At 59.8% G+C, this 17,277-nt stretch carries 19 protein-coding genes; 9 read left to right on the top strand and 10 right to left on the bottom strand.

Going from position 1 to position 17,277, the window contains the following annotated elements; translation table 11 throughout:
* Positions 1 to 71 precede the first annotated feature (71 nt).
* The 3 genes from BM352_RS10625 to BM352_RS10635 are packed head-to-tail and all read left to right on the top strand — an operon-like array spanning position 72 to position 4,600.
* The gene (locus tag BM352_RS10625) at positions 72 to 2,474 is read left to right on the top strand and encodes a GcvT family protein (protein ID WP_090216553.1); all 2,403 of its coding nucleotides are present in this window, start codon (positions 72 to 74) and stop codon (positions 2,472 to 2,474) included.
* A complete protein-coding gene (locus BM352_RS10630; protein ID WP_090216555.1) occupies positions 2,474 to 3,979 on the top strand; it encodes a trimethylamine methyltransferase family protein in 1,506 nt (501 codons plus the stop codon). The genes BM352_RS10625 and BM352_RS10630 overlap by 1 nt, the downstream gene beginning before the upstream one ends.
* The gene (locus BM352_RS10635) at positions 3,980 to 4,600 is read left to right on the top strand and encodes a TetR/AcrR family transcriptional regulator (RefSeq protein ID WP_090216557.1); all 621 of its coding nucleotides are present in this window, start codon (positions 3,980 to 3,982) and stop codon (positions 4,598 to 4,600) included.
* 42 nt (positions 4,601 to 4,642) lie between these two features.
* Here the strand turns inward: BM352_RS10635 and BM352_RS10640 are convergent, their stop codons facing one another.
* Both BM352_RS10640 and BM352_RS10645 read right to left on the bottom strand, forming a co-directional pair.
* Positions 4,643 to 5,620: a YHYH protein gene (locus BM352_RS10640; RefSeq protein WP_245780969.1), complete on the bottom strand. Its 978-nt coding sequence runs from the start codon at positions 5,618 to 5,620 to the stop codon at positions 4,643 to 4,645.
* Positions 5,621 to 5,625: 5 nt separating this feature from the next.
* Positions 5,626 to 6,270, bottom strand: a complete 645-nt coding sequence (locus tag BM352_RS10645; RefSeq protein ID WP_090216561.1) for a PEBP family protein — start codon at positions 6,268 to 6,270, stop codon at positions 5,626 to 5,628.
* 248 nt (positions 6,271 to 6,518) lie between these two features.
* Here BM352_RS10645 and BM352_RS10650 point away from each other — a divergent pair, with 248 nt between their 5' ends.
* The gene (locus tag BM352_RS10650) at positions 6,519 to 8,318 is read left to right on the top strand and encodes an ABCB family ABC transporter ATP-binding protein/permease (RefSeq protein WP_090220142.1); all 1,800 of its coding nucleotides are present in this window, start codon (positions 6,519 to 6,521) and stop codon (positions 8,316 to 8,318) included.
* On the opposite strand, the gene BM352_RS10655 is transcribed toward BM352_RS10650, so the two are convergent.
* Positions 8,315 to 9,289, bottom strand: coding sequence for a GlxA family transcriptional regulator (locus tag BM352_RS10655; RefSeq protein WP_090216563.1), 975 nt, complete (start codon positions 9,287 to 9,289; stop codon positions 8,315 to 8,317). The two genes, BM352_RS10650 and BM352_RS10655, sit on opposite strands and share 4 nt — an antisense overlap.
* Before the next feature lie 62 nt (positions 9,290 to 9,351).
* Here BM352_RS10655 and BM352_RS10660 point away from each other — a divergent pair, with 62 nt between their 5' ends.
* Together BM352_RS10660 and BM352_RS10665 are read left to right on the top strand one after the other, a co-directional pair.
* A complete protein-coding gene (locus BM352_RS10660) occupies positions 9,352 to 9,615 on the top strand; it encodes a DUF1272 domain-containing protein (RefSeq protein WP_245780970.1) in 264 nt (87 codons plus the stop codon).
* On the top strand, positions 9,566 to 10,228 hold the full coding sequence (locus BM352_RS10665) for a DJ-1/PfpI family protein (protein WP_245780971.1): 663 nt from the start codon (positions 9,566 to 9,568) through the stop codon (positions 10,226 to 10,228). Before BM352_RS10660 ends, BM352_RS10665 begins: the two co-directional genes overlap by 50 nt.
* Before the next feature lie 43 nt (positions 10,229 to 10,271).
* Here BM352_RS10665 and BM352_RS10670 read toward each other — a convergent pair whose 3' ends face one another.
* From BM352_RS10670 to BM352_RS10690, 5 genes are all read right to left on the bottom strand, one after another.
* A complete protein-coding gene (locus BM352_RS10670) occupies positions 10,272 to 10,562 on the bottom strand; it encodes a PAAR domain-containing protein (protein ID WP_073140996.1) in 291 nt (96 codons plus the stop codon).
* A gap of 12 nt (positions 10,563 to 10,574) precedes the next feature.
* Positions 10,575 to 11,015, bottom strand: a complete 441-nt coding sequence (locus tag BM352_RS10675; protein ID WP_090216569.1) for a hypothetical protein — start codon at positions 11,013 to 11,015, stop codon at positions 10,575 to 10,577.
* Positions 11,016 to 11,138: 123 nt separating this feature from the next.
* The gene (locus tag BM352_RS10680; RefSeq protein WP_425434554.1) at positions 11,139 to 11,330 is read right to left on the bottom strand and encodes a proline racemase family protein; all 192 of its coding nucleotides are present in this window, start codon (positions 11,328 to 11,330) and stop codon (positions 11,139 to 11,141) included.
* Positions 11,331 to 11,438: 108 nt separating this feature from the next.
* On the bottom strand, positions 11,439 to 12,257 hold the full coding sequence (locus BM352_RS10685; protein ID WP_090216579.1) for a trypsin-like serine peptidase: 819 nt from the start codon (positions 12,255 to 12,257) through the stop codon (positions 11,439 to 11,441).
* 41 nt (positions 12,258 to 12,298) lie between these two features.
* A complete protein-coding gene (locus tag BM352_RS10690) occupies positions 12,299 to 12,961 on the bottom strand; it encodes an SDR family NAD(P)-dependent oxidoreductase (protein ID WP_090220146.1) in 663 nt (220 codons plus the stop codon).
* 106 nt (positions 12,962 to 13,067) lie between these two features.
* Here BM352_RS10690 and BM352_RS10695 point away from each other — a divergent pair, with 106 nt between their 5' ends.
* Positions 13,068 to 13,640: a biotin transporter BioY gene (locus BM352_RS10695; protein WP_090216581.1), complete on the top strand. Its 573-nt coding sequence runs from the start codon at positions 13,068 to 13,070 to the stop codon at positions 13,638 to 13,640.
* 338 nt (positions 13,641 to 13,978) lie between these two features.
* Here the strand turns inward: BM352_RS10695 and BM352_RS10700 are convergent, their stop codons facing one another.
* Together BM352_RS10700 and purF are read right to left on the bottom strand one after the other, a co-directional pair.
* On the bottom strand, positions 13,979 to 14,272 hold the full coding sequence (locus BM352_RS10700) for a hypothetical protein (protein ID WP_090216585.1): 294 nt from the start codon (positions 14,270 to 14,272) through the stop codon (positions 13,979 to 13,981).
* A 168-nt stretch (positions 14,273 to 14,440) separates the two neighbouring features.
* Entirely contained in the window at positions 14,441 to 15,928 is a 1,488-nt protein-coding gene (gene purF / locus BM352_RS10705) for an amidophosphoribosyltransferase (RefSeq protein ID WP_090216587.1), read from the bottom strand.
* A gap of 117 nt (positions 15,929 to 16,045) precedes the next feature.
* On the opposite strand from purF, the gene BM352_RS10710 reads away from it, so the two are divergent.
* Both BM352_RS10710 and BM352_RS10715 read left to right on the top strand, forming a co-directional pair.
* Positions 16,046 to 16,582 (top strand): rRNA large subunit pseudouridine synthase E, encoded by a 537-nt coding sequence (locus tag BM352_RS10710; RefSeq protein WP_090216589.1) that lies wholly within the window; start codon positions 16,046 to 16,048, stop codon positions 16,580 to 16,582.
* Positions 16,575 to 17,276 (top strand): SGNH/GDSL hydrolase family protein, encoded by a 702-nt coding sequence (locus BM352_RS10715; RefSeq protein WP_090216591.1) that lies wholly within the window; start codon positions 16,575 to 16,577, stop codon positions 17,274 to 17,276. The genes BM352_RS10710 and BM352_RS10715 overlap by 8 nt, the downstream gene beginning before the upstream one ends.
* Position 17,277 lies beyond the last annotated feature (1 nt).

Consider the following 17,277-nt stretch of genomic DNA (forward strand, 5'->3'; position numbering starts at 1 on the left):
TAAAAATTCTGGACAGGTCTGTCCAGATGCGTGCAGGGTCACGGTAGGTCTGTCTGCAAAAGGGTCTTTCCATGAAAACGCATTATCGGGCTGTCGTAATCGGTGGCGGCGTCGTCGGGACATCTGTCCTTTATCATCTGGCTAAATTCGGCTGGAAGGACGTGCTGCTGATTGAACGGTCGGTTCTGACCGCAGGGTCCAGCTGGCACGCCGCTGGCGGCATCCATGCCCTGAACGCAGACCCCAATATTGCCGCGTTGCAGGCCTACACGATTGATCTGTTGCCCGAGATAGAAAGGGAATCCGGCCAATCCATCGGCCTGCATATGACCGGCGGCATGACCCTTGCGGGAACGCCGGATCGTTGGGAGTGGTTGCAATCAGCCTACCGCACCTTCCAGTCTATTGGCATCGACGACTGCCGCCTGATTACTCCCGAGGAAGCTGGCGACCTGTGCCCGATCATGTCCACCGAGGGCATTCTGGGCGGCATGTGGGCGGATCGCGAGGGGTATGTTGACACAACGGGCACCGTCCATGCCTATGCAGGGGCGGCCAAGAAACACGGCGCAGAGATTGTCGAGAATAACCGCGTGCTGGCGCTCAACCAAACGGCCAATGGCTGGGAGGTCGTGACCGAAAAAGGCACGATTCAGACAGAGCACGTGATCAACGCCGCAGGACTTTGGGCCAAGCAGGTCGGGCGCATGGCCGGGATCGAACTGCCGGTATCCCCGCTCAACCACCATTACCTGATTTCGGACACGATCCCAGAGCTGGAGAAACTCGATTTCGAAGTCCCGATGACCGTGGACCTCGAAGGGTTCACCTATATGCGGCAGGACCAGAAGGGGATTTTGCTGGGCATCTACGAGGTCGATCATGAACACTGGATGGTTGACGGCGCACCGTGGGACTACGGGTTCGAGCTGCAAAAAGAAGACACGGACCGCATTGAAAAAGAACTGATCCTGGGCTTCGAACGCTATCCCGCCTTGCAGGAGGTCGGTGTGAAGACATGGGTGAACGGGGCATTCACCTTCTCGCCTGATGGCAACCCGCTTGTCGGGCCTGTGCAAGGCAAGCCTGGGTATTGGTGCGCCTGCGCTGTGATGGCAGGGTTCTTGCAAGGTGGAGGCGTTGGCAAATCGCTGGCGGAATGGATGATCCACGGAGAGCCTGAAGCCGATGTCTTTGGAATGGATGTCTCCCGCTATGGCGACTTCGCGCAGAACAAGCGGTTCATCAAGGAAACCACGGGCCAGTTCTACTCGCGCCGTTTCATTATGACTTATCCAAACGAGCAACTGCCAGCGGGGCGTCCTTTGAAAATGGCACCTGCCTATACCGACATGACTGCAGCAGGCTGCCGTTGGGGCGCGTCTTACGGGTTGGAAGTTCCGCTCTATTTCGCACCTGACGGGTTCGAAGAAGCACCGTCTCTGCGGCGCTCTAATGCGTTCGACATCGTGGCCGAGGAATGCAGGGCCGTGCGTGAGAATGTCGGGCTTTTGGATATCTCCGGCTTCTCTAGGTTTGAGGTGACGGGGGGCGGTGCCGAGGCTTGGCTGAACCATGTCATGGCCTCCAAGTTGCCGACGGCCGGACGCGCACGTCTTGCGCCGATGCTGTCGGCAGAAGGCAAACTCAAAGGGGATCTGACCGTCTTCAACTGGGGCGACGGCACATGGTGGGTCATGGGGTCCTACTACCTGCGCGACTGGCACAAGCGTTGGTTCGCAGATCATATGATGGAGGATATGGAGGTCCGCGATGTGTCTGACGCAATCGTCGGCTTTTCCTTGTCAGGCCCGAACAGCACCAAGGTTCTGGAACGCGTCACCGATGGCCCTGTAAGCCTACCCTTCATGGGGTGCGGGACGATGGATGTCGGTCTGTTGCGGGCCAAAGTGGGCCGCTTATCGGTGACCGGAGAACTTGGCTACGAAATCCATTGCCACGCGGCGGAGCATATCGGGTTGCGCAAGCTGTTGCTGGAAGCAGGCGCGGATTTGGGGGTGAAGGAGGTCGGCTTTAACGCGCTCCTATCCTTACGGTTGGAAAAGAGCTTCGGCATCTGGAACGCGGAGTTCACCCAAGGCTACACGCCCGCCGAGACTGGTATGGACCGCTGGATTGATTGGACCAAGGACGCTTTTGTCGGTCGCGAAGCCGCCGTGAAGGAGCGGGATGGAAACGGCCCGCAACGCCGACTTGTCACGCTAGACGTCGCCGCTGACGGGGCAGATGCCAGCGGTTACGAGCCGGTTTGGAGCGGTGACACCCGCGTCGGGTTCGTGACATCGGGCGGCTACGGCCACACGATGGGCAAATCTTACGCCATGGCGCTGGTGGATGCAGAACTGGCGGAGGAGGGGACCGATCTGTCTGTCCATATCGTCGGTGTCGAACGCGCAGCAAAGGTCATCGCGCCTTCGCCCTATGATCCCGCAGGCAAAGCGATGCGGACCTAATGGCCCGCCGCAGCCGCGACAAAGCTCCAGTGGTTCGAGATGTAAATTACCGCCAGTTGCGCAATCCGTTTCCGGTTATGGAGGTGTTCTCGGCCGACGAGATCGCCTCCATGCATGAAACGGCGCTGCGGACCCTGGAAGAATTGGGGATGAAAATCCTGCTGCCAGAGGCGCGACACATGTTCGCCAAAGGCGGCGCCCGCGTAGATCGGGAGATGGTTTATATCGGCCGTGACATGGTGGAAGCGGCGTTGGCGTCCGCGCCCAAATCCATCGAATGTCGCGCAGGAGCGGCCCATCGCGATATGGTACTGGAACTTGGCGCGCTTACCTTTCAGCCCGGCGCAGGAGCGCCCCACGCGACGGACCTCAAGCGCGGCAGGCGCCCCGGGTCCGCGCGCGACTACGAAGAACTGGTGCGCCTGACGCAGCATTTTGACGTGTTCCAGATGGTCGCCCCGCTGATCGAGCCGCAAGACGTGCCGACCCATCTGCGTCACTATTTCATGACCCAAACGCAGCTGGTGCATTCGGACAAATTCCCCTTCATCTTTTCGCGCGGAACGCCGCAGGTGATGGAAAGCTTCGAGATGCTATCGGAATTTCGCGGTGTCTCCGCAGCCGAGTTCGAGGCCACACCTCACGCCTATACGATCATCAACACCAACAGTCCGCGCACGCTGGATGTTCCAATGGCGCAAGGTTTGATCGACTTTGCCAAGCACGGGCAATTGTCGATTGTCACGCCATTTACGCTTATGGGCGCGATGGCCCCGATCACGGTGGCGGGCGCAATCACGCTGAGCCATTCGGAAGTGCTCGCCGCGTTGACCCTGACGCAATTGGTCAAGCCCGGTGCACCGGTGTGCTACGGGACGTTTACCAGCAACGTGGACATGAAATCGGGCGCACCGGCTTTCGGCACCCCCGCGCATTTCCAAGCCTCTTTGGCGGCGGGGCAATTGGCGCGGTTTACCGGCTTGCCTTGGCGCAGCGCCGCTGGCTCCGCGTCAAACTCGAATGATGTGCAGGCCGCGAATGAAAACCAGATGGGCCTGTGGGGCTGCCTGATGGCCGGGGCGACAGTGATCATTCACTCCGCCGGCTGGCTGGAAGGCGGGTTGAGTGTGTCATATGAGAAGCTGATCACTGACGTCGAGGTGCTCAACATGATCGCGGAACTCTGCGGCGGCGCGAAAGCTGGACCAGACGAAATCGGGTTTGCGGCGTTGCAGGAAGTTGACCCAAGTGGGCATTTTTTCGCAACGACCCAGACGATGGGGCGCTACAACACGGAGTTCTATGAGCCGATCGTGCATGATTACGCAAATTTCGGCACGTGGACGGAACGTGGCGCCCAAGGTGCCAATGAGCGGGCGACCGGCGTCTGGGAACGGATCCTGGCGGAAGGGACGGGGCCAGACGTAGACGCAGAGAAGCTGGCGCATTTGCAGGCCTATATCGCAAAGCGCACGGAGGCGGGCGGCGCCCCGCCCGAGAGTTAGATGGCAGACGGGCATATCAAGGTCACCCGCGATGACTGGCTTCGCGCAGCACGCGCTGCGCTGATCCGCGACGGGGTCGACACGGTAAAGGTTCTGGCGCTGGCGGCTGAGTTGGACGTGTCACGCTCCAGCTTCTACTGGTATTTCAAGAACCGCGATGAGCTTCTGGCCGCGCTGCTGGACCACTGGGAGGAGCGGAACACGCGCTCGATAGTCCGCCAGTGTGCGTTGGACACCAGCTGTATTAACGAGGCCGCGTGCAACTTTTTCCGCTGCTTCATTGATCCCGCGCTGTTCAATCGCGGCCTCGATTTCGCGGTGCGCGCGTGGGCGCGGCAGGACCCAAGAGTGCGTACCCGTATCGATGCCGCCGACGCGGCCCGCTTGGAGGCCTTGGAAGCGATGTTCATGCGCCATGGCTATGACGGAGCAGAGGCCGACTGGCGCGCGCGGATCATCTACTTCATGCAACTCGGCTATCACGCGTTGGAGGTTCAGGAAACGATGCAGGTCCGCATGGCGCGCCTGCCGGGCTATCTGGAAGGGTTTACCGGACAGTTTCCGGAGCAGGCGGTCATAGACGACTTTACCACCTTTGCGAACAAGATCGGCGGCACCTAGATCAGCCCCTGTCCTGAGCCGAACCAAGCATGGTCTAATTGGCTATCGGCAAAACTCACCCGTCCTCACCTCTCCGTCATTGGTAACGGTTCGCGTGGTGAAATCATAGCACCCAGTCTGCTCGGACGGCGCATAGCGGATGAAGTAACTTTCGCCCTCATGGCTGTAATCCATGCTGCGACGCCCATTCGCATCTTCGGTGAAGACGAGGTTCTGCACCCCGCCGCGCGGGGGGCGTCCCGGCGCGGCACCACCCCCACTGGACGCTGAAAGCGGTGGCACACGGGGCAAGCGGTCGAAATCGGCAACTTCACCCATAAGGCATTGCACAATGTAGGGCGCACGGGAGGATGTGTGGTAGCGATAGCCAAACGCCTCGTCTGTCTGGCCATTGCACACGTCCAGCACGCCCGCCGTGATCTCAGTGCCGTCGGGATTGTTGTCGCCATAGATTGGGAAGCCGTCGAACGCCCAGCCAATAATTGCCTCATCGCCGGCATTTGCCATCTGGTCGATCATGCAGGTCGGTTTGACATGGTAGTGATAGTCGTCCCCGCGTCCGGCATGGCCACCGCACAAGTCAAGCTGGTTGGTTTGGAGCGTGTCGTGCTGGGCTTGGTGGTGTGCAAGGTCGGATTGCGCCATCTCTCCACCTCCGGTGTAGTCATAAATCGGCACGCCGTTGACGGCGACACCCAAGGCCGCATCGCGGGTCAGGGGCGTTGTCCCCAGTTTCGGAGACAGCAGGACCGGCGCGGCATAGTCAGCCGGAACAGGCACTTGTTCGTTCGTGCCGGAAATTCCCGTCATCAGTTGGTGGTCGGGATAGGTGTCGGACTGAATGATCGCGTGGTCGTCAGTGCAGATCACGGTGACGCTTGTGTCAAACCCAGCATCCGCAACCGATGCAGCGATAGCAGCGCAGTGATCCTCGTGTGCAAAGGCCGCAGAGGAGGCGCAAGCGGTCAGTAAAGTGAACGCAACGGCGGCAGGACGGGGGATTTTCGGCGCGGATTTCATGCTGATCATTCCACCGTGATGCGGCACAAGACTGTGTTGCTCTGTTCCAGATCCGGCCCCCAGATCAAAGCCGCGTCCTTGTCCCAGTTGATCCGATCGTAACCGTCCTTGGGGCTCACGGCGCGTTCGGAAAACTTGTTGGCCTGCGGCCAGTCCGATGCATTGAAACCAGCGGTATCCCAGCCTTCCGGCTCATCCATCGCTTCAAATGCGCAGGCCCCTTCACCCGCAACGGGATTGCTTTCGCTCTCGCAGGATTTGTTCACAGGAGCTGTGTGAATGGTAAGACACTGCCAATCGGCACTGCTGACGACAACCGGATTGCCAGCGGCGTCCTTGATTTGCGCGATTAGCCCGCCGTCTCCCATCTGCTGTCGTCTCGTGCCGATATATTCCAAACCGGAGTCGTTCTCTTTGAAATCCTTGGCAACGATCCCGATCACAAAGGGCCGCACTGCTTCGAAGTCGAAGCTTTCAGCGTTGAAGGATCGCTCGGTGGTGATCGGTACGCTGTCCTCGGCAACCTGTGTGCCGTTGATCCGCATCTCGAACCAGTTGTCAGCCCAAACGTCCGCGGAAAACGTCTCGGCGCTCAGGGCCGTGCCCGTCAGGCCGCATAAAAGCGAAATCATGGTGAATGTGCGTATCATTTTGTGATCCTGACCAGTGCAACTTTTTCTTATACGGCCAAGACATACGGTTCCGTCGACCACATAAACAATAATATAGGCGCTGCCTTGTCGGAGTTCGGGTCACGGCAAGCAAATCGCCGAAACCTCACCCAAGTTGCGCTTTCTTTTCGCGTCCCTCTGGTCCTTCGTGCGGGGTGGCCCTAAGTTGAGTGGCCCACACTCCAGAAAGCCTGCTTAATATGGTTACCGAAGTCTCCGACGCCCGCATGAACCAAGATTTGCGCAAGGACGGCTTCAATGTCGTTCGCAAAGTTGTCCCCTATCTCTGGCCGGATGATCAGCCTTGGGTGAAGCGGCGCGTCGTGTTTGCGCTGACCTTCCTGATTATCTCCAAGCTTGTCGCGGTCGGCACGCCGGTGCTCTACAAGGGCGCGGTCGACGCGCTGTCGGGGGATGCAAGCGACGCCGCGTGGATGCTGACCTTGGGCGCGGTCGGGCTGACCGTGGCTTACGGTATGGCGCGGGTGATGAATATCGGCTTCCAGCAGCTGCGCGACGTGGTGTTCGCGCTGGTTGGCCAACGGGCGCTGCGCATGTTGGCGCTGGAGACGTTTACCCACATTCACCGCCTGTCCATGCGCTACCACATCACCCGTAAAACAGGTGGCCTCAGCCGTATCGTGGAGCGGGGCGTGAAGGGCGTGGAATTCCTGCTGCGCTTCCTGCTCTTCTCCATCGGGCCGTTGATCCTAGAGCTTCTGATGATTGCCGTTATCTTGGCCTTTGTCTTTAATATCTGGTACTTGGTGGTCGTTGTTGGCACGATTGCGCTCTATACATGGTTCACCTTCGCGGTCACCGAATGGCGGGTGAAAATTCGCAAACAGATGAACGATCAGGACACTGACGCCAATCAAAAAGCCATCGACAGCCTGCTGAACTTCGAGACGGTGAAGTATTTCGGTGCCGAGAAACGCGAAGCCGCCCGTTACGACGGCGCGATGGAAGGCTATGTGGCCGCGGCTCTTAAGACCTCTTACTCACTCGCCTTCCTGAACTTCGGGCAGGCCGTGTTGATCACCGCGGGCTTGGTCACAGTGATGGTCTTGGCCGCCATGGGCGTTCAGGACGGCACTTTGACGGTCGGGGATTTTGTCATGGTCAATGCCTACATGATCCAGATCACTATGCCGCTGAACTTCCTTGGCACCGTTTACCGCGAAATCCGTCAGGCTTTGGTCGACATGGCCGAGATGTTCAACCTGCTCGAACAACCCGCAGAAGTGAACGACAAGCCAGACGCACCGGAGCTCAAAGTCACGGACGGGGCCGTGCGGCTCCATGACGTTCATTTCGGCTATGACGCCGCGCGTCCCATTCTTAAAGGCGTTTCGTTGGAAGTGCAGGCGGGGCAGACGGTGGCTATCGTCGGGCCGTCAGGGTCGGGTAAATCCACCATCGGGCGGCTGTTGTTCCGGTTCTATGACGTGAATGGCGGCAGCCTGTCGATTGACGGCCAAGACGTCCGCGACGTGACACAGGAAAGCCTGCATGACGCCATCGGCGTGGTGCCGCAGGATACTGTGCTCTTCAACGATACGATCCTCTACAACATCGCCTACGGCAAGGCTGGTGCAACCCGCGCCGAGATCGAGGATGCCGCGAAGGCCGCCAAAATTCACGACTTCATCATGGACCTGCCCGAAGGCTATGAGACCGCCGTGGGGGAGCGCGGCCTGAAGCTGTCTGGCGGCGAAAAGCAACGGGTGGGCATCGCGCGCACCTTGCTGAAGAACCCGCCGATTCTGCTGCTCGACGAGGCGACATCTGCCCTTGATACAGAGACCGAAGCCGACATCCAGAAGTCTCTTCAAGAGATGTCCCAAGGCCGTACCACTCTCACCATCGCCCACCGCCTATCGACGATTGCCGATGCGGATATGATCGTGGTGTTGGAGAACGGCGTGGTGGTAGAGCAGGGCACCCATGAGGAGCTTTTGTCCATTGAGGCGCGTTACGCGTCGCTGTGGCATCGCCAGCAGGCGGAAGAAGCAGAAGCCGCCTAAGTGCCGCGTCCGAACCGTTGCCTGTATTCCCCCGGCGCAATGTTATGCGCCCGTGTGACTGCGCGCCGCAACCGCTCGTCGTCGACAAAGCCGCACGCCTTGGCGATTGAGGTCAGCGGAAGGTCGGTCTCCTCCAAAAGGCGGCACGCGGCATCCACGCGCATCTGTTCCACAGCTTTCGCGGGCGAACGCCCCGTGTGTATTTTGTAAAGCCGCGCAAAGTTGCGGGCACTCATCGCCGCCTTGTCCGCTAGGTCTTCAACCGACAACGTCGTCGTCAGGTTACTGGCAATCCACGCATTCAGCTCATCAAACCTGCCGGACGCCCCCGCGCTTTGTTGGCGCAATGTCGTGCTGAACTGCGACTGGCCGCCCGGGCGCACCATGTAGCACACCAAAGACCGCGCCAAAGCCAGTGCGGACTGTCGCCCGAAATCTTCCGCTACCATCGCAAGGCTCATGTCTATGCCAGCCGTTACCCCCGCCGAGGTCCAGACATTCCCGTCTTTGACGTAGATTGCATCGTCCTCGACTGTGATGTCGTCAAACGTCTCGCGGAACCTGTCGCAAGACTCCCAGTGGGTGACGGCCGACCGTCCCGCCAACAAGCCCGCATGTGCGAGGATAAACGCTCCTGTGCAGACTGATCCCACGCGTCGGCTTCTTGCTGCCAATGCCCGAATGTCGTCCAGAAAGTCGCGGTCCTCAGCCGCGCCGAATGCGCCAGAGCCTCCGGCGATAATCAACGTGTCGATGTCCATTGAGCGCAGGTCAGAAAACGGCGTCGTTGAAATCGGTATGACAGCGTCAGTGCAGACATCTCCGCCCAGACGCGCGGCGACGTTCACGTCGTACCGCCCCGCACAGTCCAGATTGGCGTCCGCGAAGACTTGCATCGGCCCTGTCAGATCCAGCAGCTTGACGTTCGGGAAGACGATGAACACCACTGTTTTGGCTGAAATTGAGGTCATACTGTCATTCATGCCAAATGCGGTGAGGATATGCTAGTGGAAACAAGAGGAGAAAGCCGTTGATGATACTCAAGCCCAACTGCGAATGCTGTGACAAGGACTTGCCGCCAGAGGCCGCCGATGCGCGCATCTGCACCTTCGAGTGCACGTTTTGCGCCGATTGCGTCGAGACGCGTCTGAACGGAGCCTGCCCGAACTGTGGTGGAAACTTCACAACCCGCCCGGTCCGACCCGCAAAGCTTTTGCAGAAGTATCCAGCGTCGGAAAAGCGCATCTATGGCACCCAACCGACATGTCTTGAAGCAAGGTCAGATCATGCAGGGTAGTCAGACCCGCAGCATCGGGGCTTTGGTCTTTGACGGGTTCGAGACGCTGGATCTGTTCGGCCCTGTGCAAATGCTCGGCTCCGTCCGCGATACGTTTCACATCTCGATGGTGGCGCAGACCTCAGGACACGTGACCAGTCGGCATGGGCAACAGATTAAAGTTGATCACAGGTTCCAAGACGAACGCCCTTATGACCTCATTCTTGTGCCAGGCGGTCCGGGAACGTGGGATCAAATCCAAAATGCGGGCCTTCTGAACTGGCTCACCCGCGCATCGAGCAGGGCCGAAGCGGTCATGTCGGTTTGCACGGGGGCAGCTTTCCTTGCCAATGCCGGACTGCTTGAGAACAGGTCTGCGACCACGAACAAACTCAACTTCGATTGGGTCACGCAGTTTGGAGAGACGGTCGATTGGAAAGGGCGTGCCAGATGGGTGCAGGACGGAACGTTTTTTACCTCGTCAGGGGTGACAGCGGGAATGGATATGAGCTTGGCAGTTGTCGAGCATCTGCTCGGGACCAATGCCGCCGAAGAGGCTGCGACCCATTCCGAGTATGTACGCCAAACCGACCCCGCGAACGATCCGTTCGCGGTCCATTTCGGTGTGGAGTGACAGGCGGTTCCTTAATAGAAGTTCCGCCCCGAACCGATTGTAATTAGTCGAAAATAACAGTCGGAAAGCCAACCACAATCTTGCCGCCATGGGCGGTTGCATCGCCCATGCGGGCGGCGGGTTTGTTGTTGATCATCACCTTGCTGGAACCTGCCGATATCGTGTCGGGCGGGCCGACACAGACGCACATATCGCCCAGCACGGCGGCAGGTGCGCCGCCGATTAGCACATTGGGCGCGCAGGGGCCGGAGATCGGGCCACCAACATGGGGCTTTGGGCCGGGATCGACCATGGGGCAGACGTGGTTGTCGCCAAGACGGGCTGCGGGGGGCATGTCAACGCCTCCTTAATTGATGCGGATCATCGCGCCGCGCACGATGGTCTCGCCTTCGGAAATCAGCGTCGATTCCTCACCACTTCCGCCGGTAAAGGTTTTGGTCGCGTCGGCTTTGATGTCGGTGGCGTTCAGGGTCATCGTCTCGCCCGCGGCACTGGTCACGTTGCGATCCGCCATCAGTGTGACGTCGCCGCCACTGTTAATGGTCACGCCTTCCTGGCCGGACAGGTGCAGGTGGCCCATCGAGTTCACCGACAGGGACTGGCGGGCGTTAATGCGCAAGCTGTCCTCGTCAGGGGTGATCACCAGATCAGGCGTTTTGGACGGGGCTTTCGCCTCTTTCGGATCCTCGATATGCACGACCAGACCGCCGGGTGTCGTAATGACAAGGCGTCCCTCAGATTGATCATAGCTGATGTCGAGCGGGGTTTTTGTGCTCAAGTCACTCATAATGCGTCTCCTTCAATAGCACTATCAGACCAGAAATTCACTGCGATATAAAGAGAAATGGTATCGCGACCTCTATTATTAGCAGTCGGCCGCAAGAATCGGATTTGCTGACCGAATAGCGGGTTAGTCGGTGTAGGACGGCCACGTATCCGTCAGCCGGTAGCCTTCGGGCCAAGGATCGTCAGGATCAAGCATGTGCTGACGGGTGCCAGTGATCCAAGCGCGGCCGGTGATCTCAGGGATGATGGCAGGCGTGTCCCCAACCGTGGTGACATCCCCAACCTCACCTTCGGCATGGCAGGAAACGACGTGGATGGTTTTGCTGCTGCGCATATCGGGCCCAAACGTGCGGGATCAGTCCTGACAATGGTCAAGGCATTGCACGATGGCAACGGCAGTCAGGCCATGTCAGGTGCGATGTGTTTAGTTTGTGATCTGCGGCAAACGCGATGTCACGACGCCGGTGGAGCGGGTCTGCCCGCCGACTTTGACGAATTTGGATTTGGCGTTCGACGTCTGCAATTGCCGGATCATCCTGTCGACCGAGGGCCCCATAGCGACGCCAAGGGCAACCTCGCGACTGCCGCGCTGACCACTCGATGACATTACAGATGCGATCTGCGGGCCTTGGTGGGTCATCACGAAGACAGGTGCACCGGAGGAGCCGAAGTCGATGTCGCAGGTATAGTGCAACACATCCGCAGCAGCGTGGGTCATCTTGCACCCGTCTTCCAGTGACGGCGCCTCGGACCGCCCGCGCGCATAGGAGACGACCATCACGCGGTCATTGGCAGACGGCTTGCGATGGGTGCGGAACGGCTGGATCGCGGCGCTGTTGATCGGGTGCTCCAACTCGATCACGGCCACATCGGTGGCAATTTCGGAATAGGTGTTGGTGCCGCCGCCATAGTCATACTCTGGATGCACCACAAAGCGCTTGCCGTTGCGGTTGGCGGCAGATCGCCCTTGGCGGTAACCGGCGCGAAAGACGATATCCTCTGCGTCACGAAGCCTGCCAGTGCGATTGTCGTAAACGCAATGCGCCGCCGTCAGCACCAAGGTTTGCGAGATCAATGCGCCAGTGCAAAAGCCCGACCGCCCCAGATCAAGCCGTCCCACCGCTTGCCAAGGCAACACCTCAGACGGCGTGTCCAAGGCCTGATGGGGGGATGCTTCTTTGGCCACAAGAGACGGCTGCGCCGAAGCGCAGAGCATCAAAAGAGAAAGTAGAACGCGTTTCATGGGCGCGAGCTTTACGCGCCCAATTTGGCAGGATTAGGGCCTCAGAGGGACAATTGGTCCAAGAGACGCGCAGCCTCCGCATGGCAGTCAGCCAATTTGCTGCGATCCTCGCCCGGATAAAACCGCCCACGTGTCGCAGTCGGCATCGGGGCAGGGATGAGCATGTGCACAGCCACGCCAGTCTTGGCCGTCTCGTCGCGCCAGCTTGCCGCCATGCGCATCTGAGCGGCTTTGGTCAGCCCGTAGGCGCCATGGAACTTGTCGGCTTGTTCCGGGTCGTCGAACAGCACCGCTTGACCAGTTTCGGCAGCCTTGAGCAGCGGTGTGGTGTTCAGGATCAATCGCGCGGTGGCGCGGATGTTCGTCGCCAGTGTTTTGTCCAGATCCTTGGCGTCCACATGCTCCATCGGGGCAAGGGGCGGCACATGGATCGCCGCATGCACCAACAGGTCCACATGGCCCCAACGGTCATGGATGGAATGACAAATCTGCGCCATCGCGTCGTCGTCATTGATGTCTACGGGCACCAAGGTGGCACTACCGCCCGCTGCTTTGATCCGGTCGTCGAGCTCTTCCAACCCGCCAACGGTGCGGGCGAGGGCGATCACATGATAGCCACGGCCTGCCAGCGCTTCAGCCATTGCGGCCCCAAGGCCACGCGACGCACCTGTAACCAGGGCGATTTTCTGAGTTTGATCTGTCATAGCCGCGTCTTTCTCACTGGCAGGGGCGCGGATCAAGCCCATTTGCTTGACTTTCCATGCTGCGCTGCCGAAAAAGATCGTAACGTATAACGCTGGAGGAACAGCCATGACTTTGACCCAAGCCGCTTTCGGGGCAGACACTTTCACCAAAAAACTGGCGCTCGTCGTCGGCGGATCGCTTTTTATCGCACTGGCTGCGCAAGTGAGCGTACCGTTTTTCCCTGTGCCGATGACCCTGCAAACGCTGGCCATCCTGATCGTTGGTCTGTCCTTCGGTGCGCGCCTTGGTGCCGTTACCGTTCTGGCCTATCTGGCTGAGGGCGCATCCGGCTTGCCAGTGTTCGCCAACATGGGCGCGGGCCCTGCTTACATGGCTGGCCCAACGGCTGGCTTCCTGCTAGGCTTCGTCGCGATGGCCTATGTTGCTGGTCTCGCCGCCGGTCGCGGTATGGTGGCAATGCTGGTCGCTTCGCTTGCTGCTGCTGCTCTCATCTACGTGCCGGGTCTTGCATGGCCACTGGGCGTGGCACAGGCCACCGGCGTTGAAGCTGGCTGGGCCGGTCTGAGCTTTGACAAAGTGCTGAGCGCCTTCGCAACTCCGTTCCTGCTGGGCGATGCTGTGAAAGCTGTGCTTGCCGCATTGGCCGTTGCTGGCGGGATGAAACTTCTCGCAAAATAAGGCGGGGTTCGCCCTTCCTAAGATTTTAGCGCCGCGCCCAAGTGATTGGGGGCGGCGTTTTTGTTGGTCTCGGAGGTGAAAAAGAGGCGGCCGCCTTGAAACAAGGTATGTGGCTGCGCGACACCCCAACTGTCAGGGGCGCATCATTGCGGGGGCGTAAGGCCCGCTTCGGTTCACCGGTGAGGCGCGATGGTACCGGTTGAAATGCCGATACCGCGGTCACGTGGGTTTCAGGTGCCGTGCGGAGGGTCGTGGTTCCACGCGGCGTGTTGGATCCGAGGTGGGGTTTATGCCAGCTGCCTTAAGACAGCGTTAGGCTTGCGTGCGTTGCGTGACACTCAGGCCGCGCCAAGCTGCTGTTCTTCCGCTTCGCGCTCTGGGATTACGAACCGCTCGGTGCTTCCCTCACGGGCTAGGATCACCAAGCCTGTCTCGATCGCTACGACTTTGCGACCGTCGATCACATCGCCAGTTGCCACAATTTCGATACGGTTGTTCCCATGCCGCATCAGAGCGCGGGTTTCGCCTGGTCTCTCTACGGTCCCGATGAGCGCCAGTTGGGTCAACGGCAGCGTGCTGTCTTCCGTTGCGGCTTTCAGGGCCTCGATGGGGGTTTCGGTCGTTTCGGTCACGGTCTTTGTCCTTGTCGCTGAACGCGTCTAGCGGTCGGCAGATAAGGGGCGTGGCGTCGAATGGAAAGCGGGCTTTGCCTGCGTAAGCGGGTTTTTGCCGCAGCGCAGCATTTTCGTGAGGCCGACTGTCAGATGCCTCTGGCCTGTCTCACGGCAGTGAGCCGGGATTTACTCTGCTGCGGTCTTCAGCACAAAGCCATTTGTGATCTGGTCACTTGGTGCAATCGGGTACTCACCCGAGAAGCACGCATCGCAATATTGCGGGCTTTTGTTGTCGCGTTTGGCTTGACCCACCGCACGATAGAGCCCGTCGAGCGAGATGAATTTCAGGCTATCGACACCCAAATGCTCACGCATCTCTTCCTCGGACATTGTCGCCGCCAGCAGTTTTTCACGTTGCGGGGTGTCGACGCCGTAAAAGCATGGCCATGCTGTTGGCGGCGACGCGATGCGGAAGTGGACTTCAGCGGCCCCTGCATCAAGGATCATCTCTTTGATCTTGCGAGAGGTCGTGCCACGCACAACGGAGTCATCCACCAAGATCACCCGTTTGCCCTTGATCAGCGCGCGGTTGACGTTGAGCTTCAGGCGCACACCCATGTTCCGAATTTGCTCGGTAGGCTCAATGAAGGTCCGGCCCATATATTGGTTGCGGATGATCCCCATCGCGTAGGGAATGCCGCTCTCTAGGCTGAAACCGATGGCGGCCGGTGTGCCGGAATCGGGCACGGGGCAGACCAGATCGGCGTCCACGGGGCTTTCCTTGGCCAATTCGCGGCCAATGTTTTCGCGGGTTTCGTAGACAGACCGCCCGCCAAGGATCGAGTCCGGACGGGAGAAATAGACATGCTCGAAGATGCAAAAGCGCGACTTGGCAGGGCGGAACGGGAAGTGGCTGGCAACGCCCGCTTTGGTGATCACCACCATTTCGCCCGGCTCGATCTCGCGGACGAATTCTGCGCCGATGATATCCAACGCGCAGGTTTCCGAAGACAGCGCCCAGCCGTCCCCGACTTTCCCCAGCACCAGCGGGCGCACGCCCAACGGGTCGCGGAGGCCGATCAGCTTGGTGCGGGTCATGGCCACGACAGAAAATGCGCCTTCGACCTTGCGCAGCGCCTCTTCCATGCGGTCCGGTATGGTGCGCCCCATGGAGCGTGCCATCAGGTGGATGATACATTCCGAGTCGCTGGAGGACTGGAAGATCGAGCCGCGCTCGACCAGCTCTTTGCGCAAGGCCACAGCATTGGTGATGTTGCCGTTATGCGCAATCGCCGCGCCGCCCAAGGAGAAGTCCCCGAAGAAGGGCTGCACGTCACGAATAGCGGTCTGGCCTTTGTTGCCAGCGGTGGAGTAGCGCACGTGGCCGATGGCCAATTCGCCCGGAAGGGTTTCCATCACCTTGTGAGATGTGAAGTTGTCGCGCACATAGCCAAAGCGGCGGGCCTGCTGAAATCCGACCTCGGCGTCATAGGACACGATGCCACCGGCCTCTTGGCCACGGTGCTGCAACGCATGAAGGCCAAGCGCGACAAAGCTGGACGCGTCGGCTGTTCCGATGACGCCGAATACGCCGCATTCTTCTTTAAGTTTATCGTCATCGAACGGGTTGGTGAGCCAAGGCTCTGGGCTTTGGTCGTGGTCCGCATGCGTCATTTGGGGCAGCTCCGAATCCGCGTGACAAGTTCGTGACAAGGGATACGGGTTTTGAGCTGGGAAGTCACGGGCCTTTGCCCCGTTGCGACCAGAAGAGGCGCATGCGAAGATTATCACATGTCTCGGGTCATCCTTTTCAACAAACCATATGGGGTTCTGTCGCAATTCACCGACGGGCAGGCGCGCGCAACCCTGTCAGATTACATCGATATTCCAAAAGTTTATGCCGCAGGGCGCCTTGATCGCGACAGTGAGGGCCTGTTGGTTCTGACCGATGACGGCAAGTTGCAGGCGCGCATTGCACATCCCAAGTTCAAATCTGCCAAAACCTATCTGGTTCAGGTTGAGGGACTTCCCGAGCAAGCTGCGATCGCCGCTTTGCGTAATGGTGTCGTGCTGAAGGACGGGCGCACGCGCCCCGCGAAGGTGGAACAGGTGGAAGCCCCAGACTGGCTCTGGCCGCGTGACCCGCCTGTGCGGGTGCGAAAGACTGTGCCCGACAGCTGGCTGCGCCTCAGCATCACCGAGGGGCGCAACCGCCAAGTGCGTCGTATGTGCGCCGCTGTGGGCCACCCGTGCTTGCGTCTGATCCGCGTGCAAGTGGGGGACTGGTCGCTGGAGGGGATTGAGCAAGGGCACTGGCGCGATGCGTGACGCGGCCGTCAAGCTGGCCTTGCTGCCGATTCTGGCGGCCCAAGGCTGGCGCGCCCGCACGACAGCGCGTCAGTTGCCCGAACCTGATGGCCCGCGCGAGGGCATCGTCGGGCAAGGCCCTGAGCTGCGTTTGCTGATCCTTGGCGATAGCTCCGCCGCAGGGGTTGGCGTGGCCCATCAGCGGGACGCCATAACGGGCCATCTGACGCGAACGCTGGCCGAAACGCGCAAGGTCCATTGGCGACTGAATGCGGTGAGCGGGGCGACCACAGCGGCGACCTTGGCCCGATTATCCGCAGAGGAAACCGGCCCTTTCGACATGGCCGTAACTGCGCTTGGGGTCAATGACGTGACCAAAGGGGCCACGCTGCGGCGCTGGCTGGGGCATCAGCGTGAGCTGTGTGAGCGGCTTCAGCAGGAATTCGGCTGCACACAAGTGTTCGTTTCAGGGATGCCGCCGATCGGATCTTTTCCACTGCTGCCGGATCCGCTTCGCTGGGTTCTGGCGGAGCAGGGGCGTCGCTGGGACCGTGCATTGATCAAAATGCTCGACGGGATGGACGGATGCTATCATGTGAAGGCGGCCGAAAGCCTAGAGCCACATCAGATGTCTAAGGACGGGTTTCACCCCGGACCGGAGGTTTACGAGATGTGGGCAGCGGCCATCTTCGACCAGATGCGTCCGTATCTGTAAC

Source organism: Litoreibacter janthinus (genome assembly GCF_900111945.1).
In the GTDB taxonomy this organism is placed as follows: Bacteria; Pseudomonadota; Alphaproteobacteria; order Rhodobacterales; family Rhodobacteraceae; genus Litoreibacter; species Litoreibacter janthinus.